Raw genomic sequence first — 23,510 nt, 5'->3', positions numbered from 1 at the left:
CAGGAAATCGACAGCATGACGACGAAAAATGATATCTCTTCGACTGAAAAACCGAACGTTAAACCTGAGAGTGTTACGGATATTAAATCGTATAAAGTCAGTGGTTTTGACCTGATAGTCACTACCGCTGACGGTAATACCACAACATTAAAAGATGGCTTAACTAACCTGGTTCTGGGCAATATTGAATTACGCGACTCTTCGGGAAAAACAATTAATCAGGATCATGTTATCTCATCTATAAAAACCTATCAGCTTGGTTTAGATACGGTATACCTTGCTGATATGTTAAAAAGCGAAGAATCCACTATTGAAACCAATAATGAGAAAGCAGATGAAGAGACTCAGGAGACATCTGTCGAGGCGAATAAATCCTTAGAAGCTGCCTTACAACAAAAAATTAAAGAGTATGAAGTACTTCTCAAAGCACGCACTGAAGAACAGAAAAAAAATATAAAGCTCGAAAAAAACGAACTTTCTGCGGAAAAAAAAGAGATTGTTGATAAGAAAGTAAAACAAGAATTGTCGAAAAATTTAAAACCAACAGAAGAGGAGGTACAAAATAGCGTAGCCACACCACCACCTCCTCCTGCCTCGTCCTCTTCATCCAGTTCGTCATCAGGAGAGCAGGCGGAAAAAACCCAGGCATCGTTACCCACCCCGGAAGTTCCCCTGTTTATTACCGGTAAGTTGGATGCGAAATGGGACTCTGGCAAAAAAGGAGATGGGATAACCAACATTACTACCCCTACCTTTAGCGGGAATGCCACACCAGACGCAACGGCAAGTCTTATCATCGACAAAACACATTATCCGCTAACCGTCGACAAAGATGGGAAATGGACATTACAACTCCCTTCCGCCCTGCCGGATGGTCATTATGACGTAAGCTTTACCATTACCGATAGCAGCGGCAAAACGGCAACGTCCACCACCACCATCGTGATTGATAGCGAAATTACCGGACTGACTGCCTCGCTTGATCCTCTGTCAGACTCCGGCCTTACAGGTGATTCAATAACAAATAATGCCAAGCCCGTACTTCAGGGAACCTCCGAACCGGGGTCCATTATTAATGTCACCATAGGTGGGATGACATTAACTACGGTGACCAACGCTGAGGGGTTCTGGTCCTTATCTCCGGGCACAAATTTGCCTGATGGTGTCTACCATTACCAGGTTACCGCCACCGATGATGCAGGCAATACCGCCACGGTGACTAACAGCGTCACGATTGATGCCACTGCGCCTGACGTCACGTTTGCGTTATCCGACGCCACGGATACCGGACAACAGGACGATTTTCTGACGAATATTCCCGAGCCCGTATTGACCGGTAAAACCGAACCCAGCGCGGACGTGATGCTCACCCTGAATGGCCACGTCTATGAAGTCACCGCCGACCAGCAGGGACAGTGGGAACTTAAAATCACCCCGGCGCTCGACGACGGCAGCTATGACTTTACTGTCACCATAACCGATATCGCGGGCAATACCGCCACGCAAACCGGTACCGTCACTATTGATACCCAACTCCCGACGGTTACGGCAACATTATCCGCAGAGTCAGATACTGGTAGCAGTGATGCTGACGGCATTACCAATAATCCCCATCCAGTATTAACCGGGAGCACGAAACCTTTTGCCGTGGTTACCGTTACACTTGCCGGCAAATCGTTTTCTGTACGGGCTGATGAAAACGGGCTATGGGCCTGGAAAGTGCCAGAAGATCTGGTATTAGATGATGGCGAGCATGTTTATACGCTTTCAGTCACCGATGCGGCCGGAAATAACACCTCTTCGCCTTTAGAAGGCCGTTTTACACTTGATACGACGCCACCGCCAGCGCCCACAGTGGCCCTTGACGTTAACAGCGATTCGGGTGATTCAGGCGACAACATCACCAATATAACAACGCCCACTCTGTACGGAAAGTCTGCCCCCCACACGCAAGTATTGGTGACTGTTGACGATCACGTTTATACCCTGCAGGCCGATGAAAATGGCGACTGGCAGCTCACGCTGGATACACCGCTGGCAGATGGACGCTATGACGTCACCGTTGTGGCAAAAGATAGCGCAGGAAATATGAGCGAAACCGCAGGGAGTATAACCCTGGTTATTGATACCAGTCGGCCGGAAATCACCGTCAGCTTGCTGGACAGCGATGACAGCGGTGTCAGCAACAGCGATAATATCACCCAGGTTAATCAGCCAACCTTCCACGGTACGGCGACACCAAATACCACCGTTATTTTTACCATTAATCATGTCGACTATCCCGTCGTCGTGGGTGCGGACGGTAGCTGGTCCTTAACGCTCCCGGATGCGCTTGCGGATGAAACCTATGAATATACGGTACAAGTAAAGAATGCGGTGGGAAGCAGCGCGATCGCAACGGGGACGATTACCGTGGACACCACACCACCTTCATCTGATGCAGGATTAGACGAAGCATCAGATAGTGGACAGAGTGCGCAGGATGGCATTACTCAGGTTATCCGCCCTATCCTTACCGGCACGACAGAACCCGAGGCCAGCGTAGAAATTATTTTTAACGGCGTAAGTCATACTCTGACAGCCGGCGCTGATGGCGTCTGGCAATATGCGATGCCGAACGACCTTACTGATGCAACTTATACTTATACGGTCGTCACCACCGATAAAGCGGGCAATACCTCAAGTAGCGAACATCAGTTTACTGTTGATACCGTTTCCCAACTCAGCGGTGGGCTTGACCTTTCCAGCGTGATGGAAGGGACTGTGGGGAATACGACGACCCAGCTTGTTCGCCCAACGCTCAGCGGTATGGCCGAACCCGGCAGCCTCGTCACCGTCACCATAAAAGGCGCGACCTATACAGCTTCCGTAGATAATTCCGGAAGGTGGAAACTGACCTTACCCAAAGATGCGGCTCCCGGCCTGAATGAGTATACCGTGACCTCAGAGGATCTCGCCGGGAACACGGCAACGATAACGGGCAATTTTAATTATGTTCCCTCAGGCATTGTCCCGCCTAAAGTAATGGCGCAGTTGGATACGGATAGCGACAGCGGCACTAAGGGCGACAATATTACCAATAACAATACGCCAAAAATTGTCGGGCAGGCTACGCCGGATACCGTGATTGTCCTGACCATCGCAGGGCAAAGTTATACCACCACGGCGGCGGCCGACGGCAGCTGGTCTATTGAGGTGACAAACCCATTGCACGAAGGGTTCAACGAATATACGGTTACCGCGACGGACACCACTACCGGGCTCTCCGCCATCGCCACGAATAATGTTTTTATTGATACCCTTAATCCTATGTCCACCGTCGGTTTAACGGACGATTCTGATACCGGTATCAAAGGGGATATGATCACCCAATCGACCAGGCCCGTATTTACCGGGAAAACCGAGCCTGGCGCGACGATCACGTTACATATAGATGGCCAAATACTTAACACCACAGCAGACCATAACGGAACCTGGACGCTGCAAGGCCCGACCTGGGGGCTACCGCCTAATTACACGGCCAGTTATACCGTTACCGTCACGGATAAAGCCGGAAACGAAACCTCCACAAAAGGGAATGTTATCACTGATAATAAAGCGCCAACGCTGACAGGATCTGAGCTGGCCAGCGGTAGCGATACGGGCGACAAAGACCGATACTGGACTAACGATCTCACCCCCACATTGACGGGGCGGGTTGAGCCAGGTTCAAAATTGACCATTCGTATTAATAACACAACCTACGACGTGACGGATATCGCCAGCGACGGCACCTGGAAATTCACTCTCCCTGCGGGGCTGGTAGCGGATAACGGCAGTTATAACACGGTTCGCTTTTACATGACGGCAACCGATGCCGCAGGCAATACCACGACAAACACTGACGCCATTTATATTTGTAAGCGTAAACTGACTATCACCAGCGGACTCTCTGCTGAAACGGATAGCGATACCAAAGGCGATAATTTGACATCCGTGACCCGCCCAACGCTGGAGGGTACCATCGCTGGAGGTCAGGCCAACGACAAGCTGAGTGGCACCATTACCATCGGCGGTAAAACCTATCCGCTTACCATTACGGCAGGAGGAACAGAATGGTCGTTTACGGTCCCCGACGGCGCACCGCTGGGTTCAGGAATTCATGACTATACGCTGACGTTCAAGGATAAATTTGGTACAGAAACCACCCATACCGCTACGGTGACTATCAGTACGCTGGTTGGGTATATCTCTCCCGATGATGATACCGGCACGGTGAGCAACAACCAGACGCAAAATACTTCACCGTCATTAAGCGGGAAAGCGAGTATCGGCGCCACCTTACGCATTGAGTTCAATGCACAGGAATATACGATTCCGGTTAATGCCGACGGCACCTGGACTTTTACCCTACCGGGCGGCCCTTTCGTTGAAGGAGAGTATCATTACAAGCTGACCGAGATTGTCGGGCACGCCGTTACAACATATAACGGTTCCTTTACAATAGACCTGACGCCACCGGATATTACCGGGGGACTTAGGCCCAACGATGCGACGCCGAATGACCCTTCTGCCTCCCGCTGGCCTAACCCTACGTTCAGTGGAAAAGCAGATCCCAATCAGGAAGTGATCATAGAGATCAACGGAAAACGTTACTCAACCACTTCAGACAGTAATGGTAACTGGGAAGTCCTGTTACAGAATGCCAATCTTCTTCCTGACACACGTTATGATTACACCATAACGTCTACCGATGGTGCAGGAAATAGCGGCGTATTTCACGGCACGATTAACAATGTCGTCAATGCACCCGCCACGCAATTTGGTGGTCATGAGGATTACCTCGTTGGTACCGCTGGCTCAACTAACGCTATTTTCTATACAGGCACTTCGCCAGTTATCGTCGGACGCGGTAATCCGGGCGATACGATCACTATCAGAAAGAGCGTAGGAGGCCCAGCCCCTCTGACTGCCGTTGTTGACGCGGATGGTAACTGGAAAATCCAGTTACCGGCGTCAGAATTCCCGGCAGATACCCCCCAGGGCGGCTATTACACCTGGAATCTTACTGTGACAAACAGCTATGGTCTGGAAACAACCTACACCGTCAGAATCACCCACGATTCCGTTCCTCCAAACTTAACTGGCGGTCTGGACAGCACCAGCGATACCGGTACGCCGAACGATGGCATCACGAATAACACCAAACCTACGTTTAGTGGCCGCACGGATGCCGGTCTAAAAGTAACCATTACGCTGAACGGGCAAACCTACACGGTAATCGCCAATAATGCCGGTAAATGGAGCTTTACCGTGCCGGAAGCGCTACGGGACGGCAATTATGATTACACCATATCGACCGTTGATAAGGCAGGTAATGCTTCCACTCCTGTTACCGGCACCCTTACCGTAGATACTTCCAGCATAGCGCTGACGGGAGGACTGGACACAACCGCCGATCCGAATATCGCCAATGGCTGGAGTAATCACAATGATCAAACGTTAAAAGGTACAACCACGCCAGGCGCCACCGTGACGGTGACAATCAACGATGTTATCTATACGCCAACCGTTACCGCTGATGGCAACTGGACTTTGCATCTCCCCGATCTGGCCAACAACAGCTACAGTTATACCGTGACAGCCACCAATACAGCGGGCACCTCATCCACCATTACCGGCCAGTTTGTCATTGATAATACGCCGCCCACCACAACGGTAGGGCTCAGCGTCGCTACGGACAGTGGGACGTTGGGTGATTTTATCACTAACAATAAAACGCCCGTGTTTACAGGCAAAACGAAACCAGGCGCTACAGTAACGCTTACGGTTGATGGACAAACATATACGGTCGTAGCGGACAATACAGGACTCTGGGAAGTGGCCGTCACCACGCCATTAAATACGGGTACGCATAATTATACTGTTTCCGTTACCGACCTTGCGCAAAATATCAGCCCACCAACAACCGGTACGCTGAATATTCAAAGTGGAAACATTACCGGTTCGGTAACTGGCGGCCTGGATGTTCACAGCAATACCGGCGATACCAACGATACCCTCACCAGCAATAAAAAACCTAACTTTTCCGGCACCGCGCCTGCTGGCGTCACGGTCGTCGTCACCATTGACGGCAAAACGTATAAAACCGTAGCCGATCGGGACGGTAACTGGATGCTGGCGATTACCAACCCATTGCGCGATGGCGTTCATGATTACACGATCGCGCTCGAAGACATAGCGGGTAACCAATCGCCGCCACTGACCGGGCAGGTGACTATCGACAGCGAATCGCACCTTCAGATAAACGGACTTAGCCATGATACAGACTCTGGCACGAAAGCCGACAATACCACCAGTAATACCACGCCCACACTAACGGGAACCGCTGACGCCAATGCAACTATTACACTCATAATTGGCGGTAACAGGTACATCACCACAGCGAACGCAGACGGGGAATGGGCTATCCCGCTGACTCACGCCTTAACGGATGGCACGTATCATTACACGGTCACTGCCACCGATAGTGCAAACAATACAACATCGTCGATGGCAACCATCACGATTGACACCACCGCTCCCGACCATTTAACCGGCGGACTGGATACCACCAGCGAAACCGGGGGAGCCGGCAGTCATCTTACTAATCAGACGATGCCAACCTTTAGCGGCGTCACGGAAAACGGCGCAACCGTCACGCTAATGATTAACGGTAAAACGTATACCACCGTCGCGGGTGAGAATGGTAAATGGAGCATTACCCTGCCGACAGCCGGTAAATTAGCGGATGGCAGCTATCCGTATACGATTACCGTGACGGATGCCAGCGGCAACACGAGCAACGCACAGGTGAACGGTAATGTCACTGTTCAACACACGCCGCCCTCAGCAAATGCCGGGTTACACGCCGGGAGCGACAGCAGCGTCACGGGCGAACAAGTGACCAACAACACTCAGCCTGTGCTGTCGGGCAAAACCGCGCCTGGCGCGTCGATTGTTATTGTATACGCTGGCGTGAATTATCCCATTCCGGTCGATGCGGCAGGTAACTGGACATTCCAGATACCGACTACGCTAACGGATGGCGCCTACACCTACCAGGTTCTGGCCACGGATAATGCTGGCAACGAATCTCGCTATGAGGGCGCCTTTACGATTGATACCACGCCTCCGGACGCGCCCGTCGCCGCCCTGGCGGAAATCGCAGACAGCGGCGTCAAGGGTGATGACATTACCCACATTAAGAACCCAACCTTTGCGGGAACGGCAGAAGCGAACGCTACCGTAATACTGACGATTAACGGCAAAGACTACACCGCTCAAGCCGGAAGCGACGGCGCCTGGACAATCACATTGCCTGTAAGCCATTCGCTACCAGACGGTACGTATCAGTATACCGTTTTGGCCCAGGATGCCGCCGGAAATCAGTCTGCATCCACGGCGGGGTCTGTCATTATTAATACCGCCGCGCCAACAGTCCCTACGGGAGGCCTCACACACGATCCGGATGCCAGTACCGGTACGGATAACACGACTAACGTAACCACCCCGACATTTAGCGGTAAGGCTGACCCTCACAGCGTCGTCATTCTGCGAATCAACGATAAAGCGTATGAGATCCAGGCAGGCAATGACGGCGCCTGGAAATTTACATTACCGGCAGAAGATAGTCTTACTGAGGGCACTTACGAGTACACCCTACAGAGCAAAAATGCTATCGGGAATACCTCCGCAGAACAGGCAGGCTCGGTCATCATTGATACGACACCGCCAACCGCGCCCACAGCCAGTCTTGCCCCCGGTTATGACACGGGAGTGGATGACGACAATATCACGCGTATCACTACGCCGAAATTTACCGGAAAAGCAGAGCCAGGCGCGACAATCACTCTGTCAATCAACAATAAAACGTATGAATGTCCTACGGCGGACGACGGAACATGGGCCTTTACGTTACCCACGGCAGATGCGCTGACAACCGGTAACTACGCCTATACCGTGTTAGCCACCGACACGGCAGGTAATGTCTCCGCAACGACCCACGGCAGCATAACCATCGATCTCACCCTCCCGGCCGTTCCAAACGGCGGGCTGGATATTGAGTCGGATACGGGCAACACCGGCGATAATATTACCCGTGCGGATCTTCCCACCTTCAGCGGTACGGCAGAACCGAATATCATCGTTATTCTGACCATCAATAATAAAAGCTATGACGTGCCAGTGAATAATGATGGGACCTGGCGCTTTACCTTACCCGCTGAAGACAAACTGAACGACGGATCCTATGATTTTACGCTACACGGTAAAAACATCGCGGGTACGACCTCTGAGGCTTTCACGGGTTCGATAACTATCGATACGACGCCGCCAACACCGGTCACTGGGGAACTGTCTGACGATACGGATACAGGAACCAAAAATGATGGTATTACCAGCGTGAGCACGCCGACCTTTACCGGTACGACAGAGCCTGACGCGATCATTATTCTTACCATTAACAATAAAACGTATGAGATCCAGGCTGATACTCACGGTGCATGGCGTTTCACACTGCCGACAGAAAATGCGCTGCCTGACGATACGTACATTTATACGGTACAGGCAAAAGACGCCGCCGGAAATACGTCTACGCCAACCAGCGGTTCGCTTACCATTGATTCCACAGCGCCCGCGGCCCCTACTGGCGCGCTTACCGAGAATTCAGATACCGGCGACAAGGGAGATAACATCACCAGTGATAAAACGCCGACATTTACTGGCGCAACAGAACCGGGAGCAACGATTATTCTGACACTCAACCAAAAAACGTATACATTCCAGGCCGAAAATGACGGCAGATGGGAATTTACCTTACCGGATGCTGATGCGTTAGATGACAGTGTTTACCGCTATACGGTACAGGCTAAAGACCAGGCAGGAAACGCCTCTTCGCTGTCTACCGGCTGGCTGACGATCGACTCTACACCGCCAGTACTTTCCATGGAGGGTAATAGTGATACCGGCGCCGGAGGCGATAATATCACTAACATCAATACACCGACCTTTATCGGCGCCTCAGAAGCTCACGCAACAATTAAGCTGACTATTGATAATAAGGATTTTATAACAACCGCAGATGAAACAGGAAAATGGTCAATTACTCTTGATCAGCCCCTCAATGATGGCGCTTATGACTACACCATTACGGCTAAAGACGCTGCCGGGAATGAGAATACGCTGAACGAGCGTCTGACTATTGATACACAACCGCCCGCCGAACCAACGTTGGGATCGACTGCTAGCGGTGTGGATAATACGGTCACCCTTAAGGGAGTCGTGGAGGCGAATCAGGATATTCAGGTGAAGGTCACGGTCAACGATACGGACTATACCGCCAGTGTTGATAACGATACCGGTAACTGGCATGTTTCAGTGCCGCAATCCGCTATTCATTCAGGAGAAAACGCATACACCATTACGGCAACCGATCCCGCCGGCAATAGCGGCACCATCAACGGAACATTTACCAGTACGCCGCCAGCCGACAATTCGGTCAACAATAGTTCAGACGCAGCGGAAATGGCTTCCCTTAGTGAAGCAACGCTATATACCGCAAGCGTTGAAGAAGAGCATTATACTTTATAACTCACGGGTACCATCACACGGCCTCTTCGGAGGCCTTTTTTAAAACAGCATAATCATATTTATTGCCTGGTAATGATTATATTTGATAATTAAATCTCATATTAATGCCATAAAAAAAGCGGCAGACTATGCTGCCGCAAACATGAGGAGGACAATTACCGTTACGCTACACCACAAAGTAATCCGTTACTGCTGTCAGTAAAACATAACTAACTCAAACGAGGAATCAACCAATCTTCAGTTATTAAATTCAGTGCGCCGTTCCGGGTTTTCATGATGTGACAGTAAAAATACATTTTGATCGTTCTGTATATTACGGGAAAACTTATAAAACAGATTAGGTTCGCTCACAATATACAAATTATTGTCGTCATCTATGGCAATCCCTTCTGGCTGAGGGATATCTTCTCTGAGCCCTGACCACTCCGCTGTCAGAAACAACCGATCGCGTACCCGCCAGTCGGAACTGACCTCCAGAATGACTTTCGACTCATCCGACAATACCAGTAGCGAATCCGTCGGGGCATAATATTCCAGTCCTGAGACATCGCTAACACTCGCCGTGATGGTAGAAGGCAACACCCGGGTGAGACCATTTTTGCTCATCGTGATTTCAGTGAGCACAATAGGCCTTCTTTCTTTTGCGGCATACAATCTCTCATTTTTCGCATCCCATGCCGTACCTTCGAGTCCTTTATTTTTTGCTTTGTTATAGCCTTCAATTTTCACCGTGGAGATGATCTGCATGGTACCGTGCTGAATATCTACCTGCGTTTTATATACCGCACCCTCTTTCTCGCTACCAATCAGGAACTGATTCCCTCCGCTCCAGGCGATAGATTCTGGATCACATATTCCCTGGAGCGCCATCCGCCCCACGAGTTGCCCTTCTGTCGTCAGCCAGACCAGTTCCGGGGGATTATTAATAACAGCGAAAAGCATCCTCTCTTCGGCTGAATAGGTCAAACCTGACAGGTTACTTTTAATGCCTGCCACTGGTTTTTCCTGAATAACTGCTTTATAACTGCTCAACGTCAGCGCAGAGGGTTTATCGCCATATTTCATTATCAGTTGATAGACATAGCGAATATCATCCCTTAACATAAATAAAATTACGCCAAAGAGTACGACAATAATACTGCATTTTAATAATTTCATAAAAAGCCCATAGCAGATCACGTCACGACCTGGCGGCGTAACGCATTTCTAAAAAATAAAGCCAAGGTTCGGCAGAGCCGCTATCCAGTAATGGCGAGCGCCACCAGTATAGACATCATGGAAGGATAGGTGTTACCACAAACAGCCCGAATTTAACCACTAATGTCTCTTTTTTTGTAAACTTACCTATTCAAGAAGATGACGTTCATTATTTAAATTTAGTTTGTAATTAATTTCGCTATTTAGAACCAATGATAAAATATAGTAATTAATGATATGCAACATCGCCCTCCGACCTGCTATTGCTGCTCTCACGTTTATTCAACCGGACAGTAAAAAATGAAATGTAATCTTATTACCGCAAGCCTGGCTACGCTCGTTGCCGCTGGCGCACTCCCGGCCCATGCTGGCCCCCAGGCGCATGTCGTTTGCGGCTATCATCACACTCTGGGTGATGACGCGATTATGATGTTTGGTAAAGCGAATCAGGCAATGTGGCATGATTTTTTTGGCAATACGCACACCGATGCGGTCTCCACCAGGCAGACACTGCGTGCGCAGCCAGACACCACCTGCGATAATCAAGCGGACAGCTCCGCTTACTGGGCCCCTTCCCTGAAATTACCCGATGGTGAAGTCGTAAAACCGGCCTACCAGAAGACCTATTATCAGTCCACAAATGTAGCGCAATATCCGCTCCATCCATTCCCGGCCGGGCTGGAGTTACTGGCAGGCGATCATCACGGTACTGGCCCCAGTTCCGCAATCACCTTTTTATGTGCCAACGGCAAAGGTTATACCAACAAGGTAGGCGAAATATGCGGCCTGCGTAAAGCAGGTGATGCCGTCCAGCTTAATATCGGAATTGCTTTCCCCAACTGCTGGGATGGCGTCAACCTGAAACCGACCCATAATCACAATAATGCGGCCTATGCTGATAACGGAAAGTGTTCCGCGCAGTATCCGGTCAAAATCCCGACGATCAACATGAATATCGCCTGGGTGTTACCGCAAATCTCCTCACTGGATACTGCCAAAGTGGAGCTCTCAATGGACCCGGTGATGCATGGTGAAACGCGGGAAGAGCGCTGGGGAAGTCTCTATACTGCCCATGCCGATTTTATGAATGGCTGGACGGAAGACGGCGCGCAGTTTATGACAGACCTGTGCATGAATCAGGGACTGGACTGCGGCACCATGGTTCCTTACGCTTACCGTAAAGCGGAAGAAAATACCTGGGTAAGCAGCGATAATGACAAACCACATGCCGGCGTCGATACCTTATACGTACAGGATGACTGGACCAATGGCGGACGCACGCAGCATCCGGAAACACTCACGCTGGTGAAATTTAAGATCCCCCCCCTGCCTGCCAACATGGACGCTTCGCTATTCAAATACCGTATTCGCCTTTTTGGCGGTAAAACAGAAACGAACGGCGCCGATCAGATCTTCTTTTACCCGACCAGCAATGACTGGCACGTCAGTACCGTGTCATGGAACAATAAACCGGCGCTCAACTACCGTTCTGATGCCGTATTATATCTAAACCATTCACATGAATACCGTATGGTTGATGTCGATAAAGCGGTGCGCAAAGCGCTGGCGGAAGGGAAAACAGAAATATCCTGGTATATCGGCGGCGACCGTCAGGGAAATCACTACGACTTTACGCCTGCGGACTCAAAACAGAGCCTGGTGCTGATGCTGACCGGTTTCAAAAAGACGCCGGAGCTGTAATAGCAAACTGTGCCCGCTGACGCAACAGCGGGCACGATGGCGACACAAACATTACAGCACGTCGTCAAAACCTGACCAATACCTCAGAAAAACAACCGTTTATTCTCAGGCTGTAGTCCCTGTTGCTGCTGAACATCCTGCAGATAACAGGTCGCTACGATGGCAAGCCGGCCATAGAACGCACTAACGGTATTGCGTTGCAGTCGCTCCAGATAGCGGAATCCCCAGGGCAGCAGATGCGTCTCCAGTAACCGGTTGGCCGCCAGGTTTTCACCTCGCGCCAGCAGATCGCTACAGGCTAATAGCATCAGGCCAAACTGATCTTCCGGCTCGCGTTCACGGTTCGTGAATACCATTCCCTGCGACTGTAAAAAAGACCGATAATCGGCGGTAGTTTCCCCCATCAGCAAATTATCTTTTTCCAGATAAACCGATCCCCAGGGCGGGACAGGCATCTCTCCCTGGCCTTCAAACAACACGGAAAATTGCCATGCAAGCGTGTCATCATCCGGCAGCGACCATGACGCGCATAGCAGTTCAATATGTCCGCGATCGCGCCAGGGATAAAGCGCATCCAACACAGGCAGACAGTCGAACAACGCTTTCACCTCTGGCCTGTCAGGAGAGTAGTAAAACAGTGCGCCGAGGATACGCGGTAAAACAGCACGGGAAGGCATAGCCATAACTCCTGAAATAGTGGACTGATGGCGCTGCGCTCATCAGGCCTGCACGCCACAAGCCGGACGCAAAACTACATTGGTAGCGTCCATAGATTGTAAAACGCGATCCTACCCATTAACTCTGCCGCGATAACTACCGCCGTCGTCATAGCCAGTACCGCGGCGCTCGATTTCATACGCGCACAGATCACTACCCCGACCACGCCCGCCGCCAGCAATACCGCCTGGGCGGTAAACCAGCTATGCTGCGCGGCGGTCAGAGCGCTATCGGCATTCATCAGCGTCGCCATATAGCCTGGACGCAGACAAAAGCTCACCAAAATCGCCAACACGCTGACCAGTAGCCCCAGACGGTGCACGCCAAACAATGCCGCCAACGCGCCACCGCCAATCAACGGCGTCAATATCATCATTGCCGTGGTGTAAGATGAACGCCAGGTCGCCACCGTCGGCAGTTGGTAAATCTGCGGAACGGCGTATAAGAAGACCACCCCGACTATCGCCGCCAACCAGACCAACGCGTTACACAGCGGCGTCGCACGGTTCAGCAACAAACCGAGCGCCCCCAGACCGCCGAGCGCCGCAAAAGCCGCCGACAAGACAATCTCGTTACTCATCGGCGAATGTCCAACGCGCAGCAGCATATTCAGCGCGCGCAGCGGTTGTCCGACGTGGAAGGTGCCGACAATGACGCCAAGCCCAAACAGGCACATTACCGAGAACAGACCAATAGCCTTGCGCCGCGGCGCGACCAGCCCCATTGCGCCGCCAATCAGCAGCAGAATAAACGCGCCGACCGCGCTCTGGGTAAAGACCGTAAAAAAGACCAGCGGTAACTCATGCATGGCGCACCTCCCGTATGTTCATGATTGCGCCTTCCGTATCGCCCGTGGGTCTCGCTTTCGGATGCGGCTTAATAATGAGGTTAGGATGGGTGAACGACGCCGAAGGCAGCGGCGCGATTTGATTCTCCACCCCATATTTTGCCCGTAATTGATCAATTGGTCCGAAATCCAGCGCACGCTGCGGGCAAGAATCGACACAGACAGGACGCAAATTTTTTTCCAGCCGGTCGAGGCAACCGTCGCATTTACGCATCACGTTCGCCTGTGCATCAAACTGCGGCGCACCATAGGGACAGCGCATTTCGCAATAACGGCAGCCAACGCACACGCTGTCATCCACCAGCACCAGACCATCTTCTTTGCGTTTATGCATCGCCCCGGTTGGACAACCGGAGACACATACCGGCTCATCGCAATGGTTACAAGCAATAGAGAGATAGTAGGTAAAGGTGTCGTGATGCCAGCTTTCCCCCTCTTTCACCCAGCTTCCGCCGCCATATTCATAAACGCGGCGCAGTTTCGGATCGACATCCAGATCTTTATTATCCTTGCAGCTTACCTGGCAGGTTTTACAGCCTGAACAGCGCGAGGAGTCAACATAAAAGCCATACTGTTTCATCGTACATCACTCCTTAAGCGCGTTTAATTTCAACCAGATTGGTATGCTGCGGATTGCCTTTCGCCAGCGGTGAAGGGTGGTGGCTGGTCAGTGTATTAATGCAACCCCCTACATCAACGCCGTTGCCGTCAAGCCGCGTCCACGCGCCCTGCGGCATCGCCGCCACGCCGGGTAAAATGCGCTGGGTAACTTTACAGGGAAGCTCCACCACGCCGCGATCGTTGAATACCTGCACCCGATCGCCTGACTTCAGTTGGCGGGCGCTGGCGTCAATCGGGTTAATCCAGACTTCATCCGGCACCGCCTCATGTAATATCAGCACATTGCTGTAGGTAGAGTGGGTATGCCCTTTGGTATGAAAACCGCTTAACTGCAACGGATACTTCGCCGTCAGCGCTTTGTTAAGGTGTGATTCTTTCGCCGGACAAAATTCCGGCAGTGCGGGAATTCGCTCGCCTTCCGGTAAGGTCCACGCTTGCGCCAGATCTGCCAGCGCCTGGGAGTAAATTTCAATTTTGCCCGACGGCGTGGAGAGTGGATTAGCCTCGGCGTCGGCGCGGAAATCGGCAAATGCAAGGCTCTGCTGCTCGGTAGCGATACGCTGGTCAATCACGCCCATCTCTTTCGCCACGCCCCACTCTGGCAGGTACGGACGTTTTTCACGGATCTGCTGATAGTGCATCTCTGCCCACTGCGCCTGAGTTCGGCCCTCGGTATAGTGCTCGCGCAGTCCAAGATGCCCGGCGATATCCGCGCAGATGTCATACGTGCTGCGCGCTTCCCACATCGGTTTAACCGTTTTCTGAATCGCAATCATATAGTTATGCGATCCCGCCGCATAGGAACTGTCCACCAGGTCCTCCGCCTCAAGGTAGCTGGTCTCCGGCAACAGCAAATCCGCATATTTCGCGCTGGGCGTCATATGGTTTTCAATCACGATAATGGTTTCACACAGTGCTTCATCAGCGAGAATTTGACGGGTACGGTTAGTTTCGCCGTGCTGATTCAGCAAGGTATTACCCGCCTGGTTGAAAAACAGCTTAATTCCGGTTTTTAGCCTGTCCGCGCCTTTCACTCCCATCGTCGTCGCGGTCATTTTCTCCGGATGCTGAATGGCGTCCGTCCACAGGTAGCAAGGGATGGACGTTTTAATCGGGTTGGTTAGCGTCGGCAGCAGCGGTACGCCATACGGCGTACCGTAAGGCCAGTTACCATTGTTCGTGCCGGGCCGCCCAAAGTGACCAGTTAAGGCAGGCAGCGTTTGAATCGCGCGCACAGTTTGTTCGCCGTTGGCATGACGCTGCGGTCCCCAGCCCTGGCAAATATAGCAGGCGCGCGCCGAGGCGATGTCACGCGCCAGTTGACGAATACGCGTTGCCGGAATACCGGTGATATCCGCCGCCCATTCCGGCGTTTTCGCGATACCGTCATCGCCCGTGCCAAGAACATAATCTTTATAGCTGGCGTTAGGCGCCGCCGCATCCGGCAACGTGCTGCGGTCATAGCCAACGCAATAGCGGTTTACTAACGCCTCGTCGATAAGCTGTTCGGTAATCAGCGTATGCGCCAGGCCGGCGACTAACGCGGCGTCCGTAGTCGGACGAATCGGTAGCCATTCGGCGTGTTCAGCAATGACCGAATCGGTATAGCGTGGATCAATAATAATGACCCGGGCTTGTGACGTCTCCAGCGCCCGGCGTAGCTCTTCAACCTGGCCGCCGCCGGACATCCGCGTTTCTGAGAGATTCAGGCCAAATAGCACCACCAGATCGGAATGCGCGATTTGTGTAAAATGGCTACCGACATACGTACCATGCATATAAGGCGTTGCCGTCGCAATTTGCGCGGTCGAATAAGTATTATGGTAATTTAAATAGCCGCCCGTAAGATTTAACAATCGTTTCCAGGCGGGTGTTCCCTGCGTATGGTAATACGCTCCGGATTGATAATTATAATAAATAGCTTCCCGGCCATAGTGTTCGCTAACGCGCGTTAACTCCGCCGCAATAAAGGCCGTGGCCTCATCCCATGAAATACGTTTAAACTTTCCTTCGCCGCGTTTTCCTACTCTTTTCATCGGGTATTTAATGCGATCCGGGCTGTAGACGCGCCAGCGGCTGGAACGCCCGCGCAGACAGGGGCGAATTTGATGCTCGCCAAATACCGCGTCGTCTTTCGCGTCTTCCGGTTCAATACGTACAATGCGATCATCTTTCACAATGACCCTGAGCGGGCAGCGGCTGCCGCAGTTGACCAGACAGGCGCTGTGTCTGACAATTTCGCCGCTCGTTTCCTTCGGAATCACCGTGGTATCCTGCGCCTGGACTGTAGTAGCAAAAGGCAGAGTAATCGCCTGGCTTAGCGTCACTGCCGCCCCGACTTTGGCAGTTGCGGCAATTGCATCACGTCGGGTTATTGTTGTGTTCAGCCATTCTTTTATTTCCATTTTTTATTTCTCACATTGCTTCCATTATTATTAATAATATGTAATAAAAAACAATCATAATAGAATGAACATTAGCACTGGTTGATTGTGATCAAACGTATTATTAACGTTAGTAAAAATAAAAGATGATACCGCATTCATTATTGTCAAAATTAATAAAAACTATTTTATGTCATTATGGTAAAAATAAATTACCCATCACAGTATCCGGCGATATTAATTAGTGTCATCACGTCTGCCAGCTTGCATCAGCGCAGGCTATGCGCTGTTGATGAGAAAACACGTTGCGTCGTTCCTGTCACACACCTCCCCTCTCATCATTTACCGATTCGCAACAAAATTGATCCTGTCACTGTTTTGACAAAAAATGCTTGATGCGAAACTTGATCTTTATGATAATCATAATCGTTATCATTTTCATAACGGATCGACCTGATATGCATAACACAACGGCAGCCGCCAAAAACGTTAACGCGCCGCTCTCTCCTGCCCGAACTAAACGTCAGATTGATAGCCGAACATTGCTTGGCGACGAGGGATGGGCGCTGATTGAACATAACGGTCAACTGTATCTGTTGCGTCAGACACAATCCGGAAAACTGATCCTGACTAAATAAATTTCCCCTCAGCGCCGCCATCAGGCGCATAGCAGTGAGGGATATAACCAATTTCGCCAGCCACCCAGGTCATCCCCAGGCAGCCAGCATTTTTCAATTTCCTTATGGAGAGTTGTTATGTTACGCCTGCAATCTGGCTTTATGCCCCCATCGCTACTGGCATTGGCTATCACCAGCGCCTTCCCCAGCGCGGCTTTCGCGACTACTGACACCCTTACCGTTACCGCGACGGGGAATCCCCGCAGCGCCTTTGAAGCGCCAATGATGGTTAGCGTGATAGATACCGCCGATCCAGAAAATCAGACCGCCGCCTCCGCCGCCGATCTCCTGCATTCTGTCCCTGGTATCACATTGAGCGGGACAGGAAGAACCAACGGTCAGGACGTTAATCTACGCGGCTACGATCGTCGCGGCGTGCTGGTTCTGGTGGATGGCGTTCGCCAGGGTACCGATACCGGGCATCTCAACAGCACTTTCCTCGACCCGGCGCTTATTAAACGTGTTGAAATTGTCCGCGGCCCTTCTGCTTTACTTTACGGCAGCGGCGCACTGGGCGGGGTGATTGCTTACACTACCGTCGATGCCAGCGACCTGCTAATGGAAGGGCAGCGGTATGGCTTCCGCGTTTTTGGGACGGGCGGTACCGGCGACCACAGTCTGGGTATGGGGGCCAGCGCTTTTGGCCGTACTGATAACCTGGACGGGCTGCTCTCCTGGTCAAGCCGCGATCGCGGCGATCTGCGTCAGGGGGACGGTTCCACAGCGCCAAACGATGAATCCATCAATAATATGCTGGCTAAAGGCACCTGGAAAATTGACGAGGCGCAGGCGCTAAGCGGCTCATTACGCTATTACAACAATGCCGCGCAGGAGCCGAAAAATCCACAGGACCTTGCGGCGAACAGCGTCAGTAATCCGATGACGGATCGCTCAACCATTCAGCGCGATATGCAACTCACTTATAAGCTCGCGCCGCAGGGCAACGACTGGCTCAACGCGGAAAGCAAAGTGTACTGGTCCGAAGCGCGCATCAATGCACAAAACATCGACAATACCAGTGAATATCGCGAACAGACCACTACAGGCGGGAAAGTGGAAAACCGCACCCGCCTGCTGACGGATTCGTTTGCCTCACACCTGCTGACCTATGGTGGGGAATATTACCGTCAGGAGCAGAAACCAGGCGGCGTAACTACCGGTTTTCCGGAGGCGAAAATCGACTTCAGTTCCGGCTGGCTACAGGACGAGATCACCCTGCGCAACCTGCCCGTCACCCTGCTGGGCGGCACACGCTACGATAACTACCGCGGCAGCAGCGATGGATATGCCGATGTGGATGCCGATAAATGGTCGTCCCGCGCTGGCATGACCATTAGCCCTACCGACTGGCTGATGCTATTTGGTTCGTATGCGCAAGCCTTTCGCGCGCCAACGATGGGAGAGATGTACAACGATTCGAAGCATTTTTCGATTGGACGTTTCTACACAAATTATTGGGTACCAAATCCTGACCTGCGCCCGGAAACGAACGAAACGCAGGAATATGGCATCGGTCTGCGCTTTGACAATCTGATGCTGGCTGACGACGCGCTGGAATTTAAAGCCAGCTATTTTGACACTAACGCCAAAGATTACATCTCAACCACCGTCGATTTTGCCGCAAGAACCACCATGTCCTATAACGTGCCAAACGCCAAAATCTGGGGCTGGGACGTGATGACGAAATATACCGCCGATCTGTTTAGTCTGGACATGGCCTATAACCGCACCCGCGGTAAAAATATGGATACCGGAGAGTATATCTCCAGCATTAACCCCGATACCGTCACCAGCAAGCTGAATATTCCTCTCGCCCATAGCGGTTTTTCCGTGGGCTGGATCGCTACATTTGCTGACCGCTCAACGCATGTCAGCAGCCAGTACACAAAGCAACCGGGCTACGCGGTAAACGACTTTTACATCAGCTATCAGGGACAGCAGGCGCTGAAAGGGATGACCACTACGCTGGTGTTAGGCAATGCCTTTGACAAAGCGTACTGGTCGCCGCAAGGCATTCCGCAGGACGGGCGCAACGGCAAGATTTTCGTAAGTTATCAATGGTAATCCCTGCGCCCCGGCCTGCCAGGGCGCATATCCGGAAGGAGGAAAAAATGAATCATTACACCCGCTGGCTTGAACTCAAAAAACAGCATCCAGGAGCGTATGCGCGTGATATTGCAAAACAGATGCATATCAGCGAAGCGGAACTCGCCTTCGCCAGGGTTGGTCATGACGCCTGGCGGCTACACGACGATATCCATGAAATTCTCGCGGCGCTGGAGTCCGCAGGCGAGACAAAATGCATTTGCCGCAATGAATATGCAGTCCATGAGCAGATTGGCGCTTTTACCCATCAGCATCTGGGCGACCATGCCGGACTAGTACTGAACCCGCGCGCGCTTGACCTGCGCCTGTTTCTCAACCAGTGGGCCAGCGTATTCCATCTCCGGGAAACTACCGCTCGCGGCGAACGGCAAAGTATTCAGTTTTTTGATCATCAGGGCGATGCGCTACTGAAAGTTTACGTCACACAGAATACGCATCAGCCCGCCTGGGAAGCGCTGCTCAAACGCTTTAACACACCAGAAAATAAGCCGCTGACGCTAAAAGACGCTGAACCGCCCACTGCGCCCTCAACGATTGATGCCACCACCGTTGAACGCGAATGGCGAGCGATGACCGACGTCCACCAGTTCTTTACCTTACTAAAACGGCACAACCTGACTCGTCAGCAGGCTTTCGAACGGGTTGCCGACGATCTGGCCTGTAAAGTACCCAATAACGCTCTGGCCCAGATCCTTGACGCAGCGCTTAATGCGGGTAATGAAATTATGGTGTTTGTCGGCAACAGAGGCTGCGTGCAAATCTTTACTGGCGCGATTAAAAACGTCACCCCAATGAAAGGCTGGCTGAATATCTTCAACCCTACCTTTACGCTCCATTTACGGGAGGAGAGCATTGCCGAAGCCTGGGTGACGCGTAAACCGACCGCGGACGGGCACGTGACCAGCCTGGAGTTATTTGCCCACGACGGTACGCAAATCGCCCAGCTTTATGGACAACGTAGCGAAGGGGAACCGGAACAAGCCCAGTGGCGGCAACAAATCGATGCACTGGCAGTAAAAGGGCTGGCAGCATGAAAGCGTTGCTTGTCCTGATCATCGTTCTGCCTCTGGCGGCATTAGCCGCCGCCGGGGAAAGAGTGATCGCGCTCGGCGGCGATGTGACGGAGATTATCTACGCCCTCGGCGCACAGTCGTCGCTTGTCGCCCGTGACAGCACCAGCCAGTGGCCGCCAGAAGTCACCGCTCTACCGGATGTCGGCTATCTGCGTCAGTTGAATGCGGAAGGTATTCTCGCCATGCGTCCCGATAAAGTACTGGCCAGCAGCCAGGCACAGCCCTCGCTAACGCTCAAACAGTTAGCGCAAAGCGGCGTTAACGTCATTATTGTACCGGGCGATAATGACCTCAAGGCGATCGATGAAAAAGTCCGTATTATCGCCCAGGCAACAGGCCGTTCGGCAGAAGGCGAATCCCTGCGCACGACGCTGCGCAACACCATTGCCACTCTGCCAACGGCCCCGCTCAATCGACGCGTGCTGTTTATTCTTAACCACAGCGGTATGAGCGCGATGGCCGCCGGGCAACATACGGCGGCGGATGCCGCTATTCGCGCCGCAGGGCTGCAAAACGCTATGCAAGGCTTTTCACGTTATCAACCACTGACCCAGGAAGGCGTCATTGCCAGTCGCCCCGATTTCGTCGTGGTGCCAAAGGAGGGACTCGCGGCTATCGGCGGCGAAGACGCCCTCTGGGAGCTGCCAGGGCTGGCGCAGACTCCGGCAGGGCGACATAAACAAGTGCTGGCAGTGGATGATATGGCGCTGCTCGGTTTTAGCGTGCGCACGCCACAGGCGATCCAACAGTTACGGGCCAAAGCGGAGTCGTTACCCTGATGACGCGGCGGATCACCTTTTCGTTATATGCGCTTGCCCTGTTGTTGGTGCTGGGAACAGTGGCGGCGAGCGGATTTGGCGCGCTACGCCTGCCTGTCAGCCTGATTTGGCGCGACGACGCCTTGCGTCAGATCTGGTTTACCATTCGCCTGCCTCGCGTACTGCTTGCGCTGGCTATCGGCGGTTCGCTGGCGCTGGCAGGGTGCGTGATGCAGGGATTATTTCGTAATCCTCTCGCCGATCCGGGGCTACTTGGGATCAGTAGCGGAGCGGCGTTAGCCGTTGCGCTGTGGGTGGTGTTGCCACTGGCGCTGCCGCCGCTGTTGATGCTCTACGCCCCGATGCTGGCTGCATTTCTCGGCGCTCTGGCGGCCACGGCGGTCATTTTTCTGCTCAGTCGGCAGCAAGACGGTACGCTATCAAGGCTATTACTGATTGGTATCGCGATAAATGCGTTATGCGGCGCGGCGGTGGGCGTGTTGTCATGGGTGAGTAATGACGCTCAGTTACGCCAGCTTTCCCTGTGGGGGATGGGCAGCCTGGGACAAGCTCAGTGGTCAACGCTGTTGGCGGTCGCATCATTCATGTTACCGACGGTATGGATTATCTGGCGCTTTGCTGCCGCGCTTAACCTGCTGCAACTGGGAGAGGAAGAGGCGCACTATCTGGGTGTTAATGTGCGAACGATACAACGTATCCTGCTGACAACCAGCGCCCTGCTGGTTGCCGCCGCGGTTGCCGTCAGTGGGATTATCGGTTTTATTGGCCTGGTAGTACCGCACCTGATTCGTATGTGGCTGGGGGCCGATCATCGCGCGACGATCCCCGGCTGCGTGCTGGCGGGTGCTTTGTTACTGTTACTGGCCGATACCCTCGCCCGCACACTGGTAGCCCCGGCAGAAATGCCCGTCGGGCTATTAACCAGTTTGCTGGGAGCACCGTGGTTTCTGTGGCTTATTTTTCGTCGGGGAACATCACATGACTGAACGGCTTATTGCCGAAAATATCCGCTACGCCGTCGCTGACAAGACGCTTATTCACGATGTTTCTCTTACGCTTTCTCCGGGGGAACTTGTCACTTTGATCGGCCCCAACGGCGCAGGTAAATCAACGCTGCTACGCTTACTGACCGGCTATCTCCCGCCTGCCGACGGGCATTGCATTCTGGCGGGAAAAGCGCTGGCACAGTGGCCAGCGCAAGCGCTTTCACGCCGCCGGGCCGTGATGCTGCAACAAACGCAGATGGGCTTCGACTGGCCGGTAGAGGCGGTAATCGGCATGGGGCGGATACCCTGGACGCCAGCACCTGAAGTATCGATTATTCAGCACGTTATGCAGATCACCGGCTGCCTGCCCCTGGCGGGAAGACGCTATGCTGCCCTTTCCGGCGGCGAACGACAGCGCATACAATTCGCCCGCGCGCTGGCACAGCTATGGGATAACAATGCGCCGCGCGGCTGGCTTTTTCTGGATGAACCGACCTCAGCGTTGGATCTCTTCCACCAGCAGCACCTGTTGCGGCTGCTGAAATCGTTGACCCGCTCCGGACATCTTCACGTTTGCGTTGTACTGCATGATCTCAACCTGGCGGCGCTCTGGGCGGATCGCATTATTTTGCTGCATGGCGGTACGATTGCCGCGCAAGGATCGCCTAAAACCGTTTTACAGACCCGTACGCTTGCGCACTGGTATGGCGCCGATGTTCAGGTTGGCGTTCACCCACATACCGATACGCCGCAGGTCTTTCTTGCCCCCTAGCCCCTGCCGGGTACTCCCTTTGAATTAGACGCTTCATCAGG

At 52.6% G+C, this 23,510-nt stretch carries 13 protein-coding genes and 1 pseudogene; 9 read left to right on the top strand and 5 right to left on the bottom strand.

All coding sequences use genetic code 11. The features are described from left to right. Positions 1–15: 15 nt before the first annotated feature. Positions 16–9,168 (top strand): annotated as a pseudogene (locus SBG_RS19680) (Ig-like domain-containing protein); the annotation flags it as partial. Between the two features lie 51 nt (positions 9,169–9,219). Continuing rightward, on the top strand, positions 9,220–9,609 hold the full coding sequence (locus tag SBG_RS23295; RefSeq protein WP_231845632.1) for an Ig-like domain-containing protein: 390 nt from the start codon (positions 9,220–9,222) through the stop codon (positions 9,607–9,609). A gap of 237 nt (positions 9,610–9,846) precedes the next feature. Here the strand turns inward: SBG_RS23295 and SBG_RS19675 are convergent, their stop codons facing one another. After that, positions 9,847–10,767, bottom strand: a complete 921-nt coding sequence (locus tag SBG_RS19675) for an SdiA-regulated domain-containing protein (protein ID WP_024135169.1) — start codon at positions 10,765–10,767, stop codon at positions 9,847–9,849. A 339-nt stretch (positions 10,768–11,106) separates the two neighbouring features. On the opposite strand from SBG_RS19675, the gene SBG_RS19670 reads away from it, so the two are divergent. Next, the gene (locus tag SBG_RS19670; protein WP_000650000.1) at positions 11,107–12,507 is read left to right on the top strand and encodes a CBM96 family carbohydrate-binding protein; all 1,401 of its coding nucleotides are present in this window, start codon (positions 11,107–11,109) and stop codon (positions 12,505–12,507) included. An 83-nt stretch (positions 12,508–12,590) separates the two neighbouring features. Here the strand turns inward: SBG_RS19670 and SBG_RS19665 are convergent, their stop codons facing one another. From SBG_RS19665 to SBG_RS19650, 4 genes are all read right to left on the bottom strand, one after another. Then, on the bottom strand, positions 12,591–13,184 hold the full coding sequence (locus tag SBG_RS19665) for a TorD/DmsD family molecular chaperone (RefSeq protein WP_015703101.1): 594 nt from the start codon (positions 13,182–13,184) through the stop codon (positions 12,591–12,593). Positions 13,185–13,258: 74 nt separating this feature from the next. Beyond that, entirely contained in the window at positions 13,259–14,032 is a 774-nt protein-coding gene (locus SBG_RS19660) for a dimethyl sulfoxide reductase anchor subunit family protein (RefSeq protein WP_000544924.1), read from the bottom strand. Then, positions 14,025–14,651, bottom strand: a complete 627-nt coding sequence (locus SBG_RS19655) for a DMSO/selenate family reductase complex B subunit (RefSeq protein WP_000816137.1) — start codon at positions 14,649–14,651, stop codon at positions 14,025–14,027. The genes SBG_RS19660 and SBG_RS19655 overlap by 8 nt, the downstream gene beginning before the upstream one ends. 13 nt (positions 14,652–14,664) lie before the next feature. After that, complete coding sequence (locus SBG_RS19650) at positions 14,665–17,097, bottom strand: DMSO/selenate family reductase complex A subunit (RefSeq protein ID WP_000403106.1); 2,433 nt, start codon at positions 17,095–17,097, stop codon at positions 14,665–14,667. A gap of 392 nt (positions 17,098–17,489) precedes the next feature. Between SBG_RS19650 and hemP the strand changes: the two genes are divergently transcribed. From hemP to SBG_RS19620, 6 genes are all read left to right on the top strand, one after another. Then, positions 17,490–17,714, top strand: coding sequence for a hemin uptake protein HemP (gene hemP, locus SBG_RS19645; RefSeq protein WP_071826008.1), 225 nt, complete (start codon positions 17,490–17,492; stop codon positions 17,712–17,714). Between the two features lie 117 nt (positions 17,715–17,831). Then, positions 17,832–19,817, top strand: a complete 1,986-nt coding sequence (locus SBG_RS19640) for a TonB-dependent hemoglobin/transferrin/lactoferrin family receptor (protein WP_000945231.1) — start codon at positions 17,832–17,834, stop codon at positions 19,815–19,817. 47 nt (positions 19,818–19,864) lie between these two features. After that, positions 19,865–20,893, top strand: a complete 1,029-nt coding sequence (locus SBG_RS19635; RefSeq protein ID WP_001017209.1) for a hemin-degrading factor — start codon at positions 19,865–19,867, stop codon at positions 20,891–20,893. Next, a complete protein-coding gene (locus tag SBG_RS19630; protein ID WP_000645816.1) occupies positions 20,890–21,711 on the top strand; it encodes a heme/hemin ABC transporter substrate-binding protein in 822 nt (273 codons plus the stop codon). Before SBG_RS19635 ends, SBG_RS19630 begins: the two co-directional genes overlap by 4 nt. Next, positions 21,711–22,697, top strand: coding sequence for a FecCD family ABC transporter permease (locus SBG_RS19625; RefSeq protein ID WP_000198402.1), 987 nt, complete (start codon positions 21,711–21,713; stop codon positions 22,695–22,697). The genes SBG_RS19630 and SBG_RS19625 overlap by 1 nt, the downstream gene beginning before the upstream one ends. Further along, positions 22,690–23,469 carry a heme ABC transporter ATP-binding protein gene (locus tag SBG_RS19620; RefSeq protein ID WP_000140107.1) on the top strand — a complete coding sequence of 260 codons (780 nt, stop codon included), beginning with the start codon at positions 22,690–22,692 and terminating at the stop codon, positions 23,467–23,469. The genes SBG_RS19625 and SBG_RS19620 overlap by 8 nt, the downstream gene beginning before the upstream one ends. The last annotated feature ends 41 nt before the right edge of the window (positions 23,470–23,510 follow it).

It is taken from the genome of Salmonella bongori NCTC 12419, from assembly GCF_000252995.1.
Classification (GTDB): Bacteria; Pseudomonadota; Gammaproteobacteria; order Enterobacterales; family Enterobacteriaceae; genus Salmonella; species Salmonella bongori.
The sequence above is the reverse complement of the archived record's forward strand: the minus strand, read 5'-3'. Positions and strand labels throughout refer to the sequence as shown.

What these genes read in the sequence shown, in the direction of transcription:
- SBG_RS19640 (WP_000945231.1), top strand. Translation starts at nt 17,832, where the DNA reads ATGTTACGCCTGCAATCTGGCTTTATGCCCCCATCGCTACTGGCATTG.
- SBG_RS19620 (WP_000140107.1), top strand. Translation starts at nt 22,690, where the DNA reads ATGACTGAACGGCTTATTGCCGAAAATATCCGCTACGCCGTCGCTGAC.
- SBG_RS19625 (WP_000198402.1), top strand. Translation starts at nt 21,711, where the DNA reads ATGACGCGGCGGATCACCTTTTCGTTATATGCGCTTGCCCTGTTGTTG.
- SBG_RS19630 (WP_000645816.1), top strand. Translation starts at nt 20,890, where the DNA reads ATGAAAGCGTTGCTTGTCCTGATCATCGTTCTGCCTCTGGCGGCATTA.
- SBG_RS19650 (WP_000403106.1), bottom strand. Translation starts at nt 17,097, where the DNA reads ATGGAAATAAAAGAATGGCTGAACACAACAATAACCCGACGTGATGCA.
- hemP (WP_071826008.1), top strand. Translation starts at nt 17,490, where the DNA reads ATGATAATCATAATCGTTATCATTTTCATAACGGATCGACCTGATATG.
- SBG_RS19655 (WP_000816137.1), bottom strand. Translation starts at nt 14,651, where the DNA reads ATGAAACAGTATGGCTTTTATGTTGACTCCTCGCGCTGTTCAGGCTGT.
- SBG_RS19675 (WP_024135169.1), bottom strand. Translation starts at nt 10,767, where the DNA reads ATGAAATTATTAAAATGCAGTATTATTGTCGTACTCTTTGGCGTAATT.
- SBG_RS19635 (WP_001017209.1), top strand. Translation starts at nt 19,865, where the DNA reads ATGAATCATTACACCCGCTGGCTTGAACTCAAAAAACAGCATCCAGGA.
- SBG_RS19665 (WP_015703101.1), bottom strand. Translation starts at nt 13,184, where the DNA reads ATGCCTTCCCGTGCTGTTTTACCGCGTATCCTCGGCGCACTGTTTTAC.
- SBG_RS19660 (WP_000544924.1), bottom strand. Translation starts at nt 14,032, where the DNA reads ATGCATGAGTTACCGCTGGTCTTTTTTACGGTCTTTACCCAGAGCGCG.
- SBG_RS19670 (WP_000650000.1), top strand. Translation starts at nt 11,107, where the DNA reads ATGAAATGTAATCTTATTACCGCAAGCCTGGCTACGCTCGTTGCCGCT.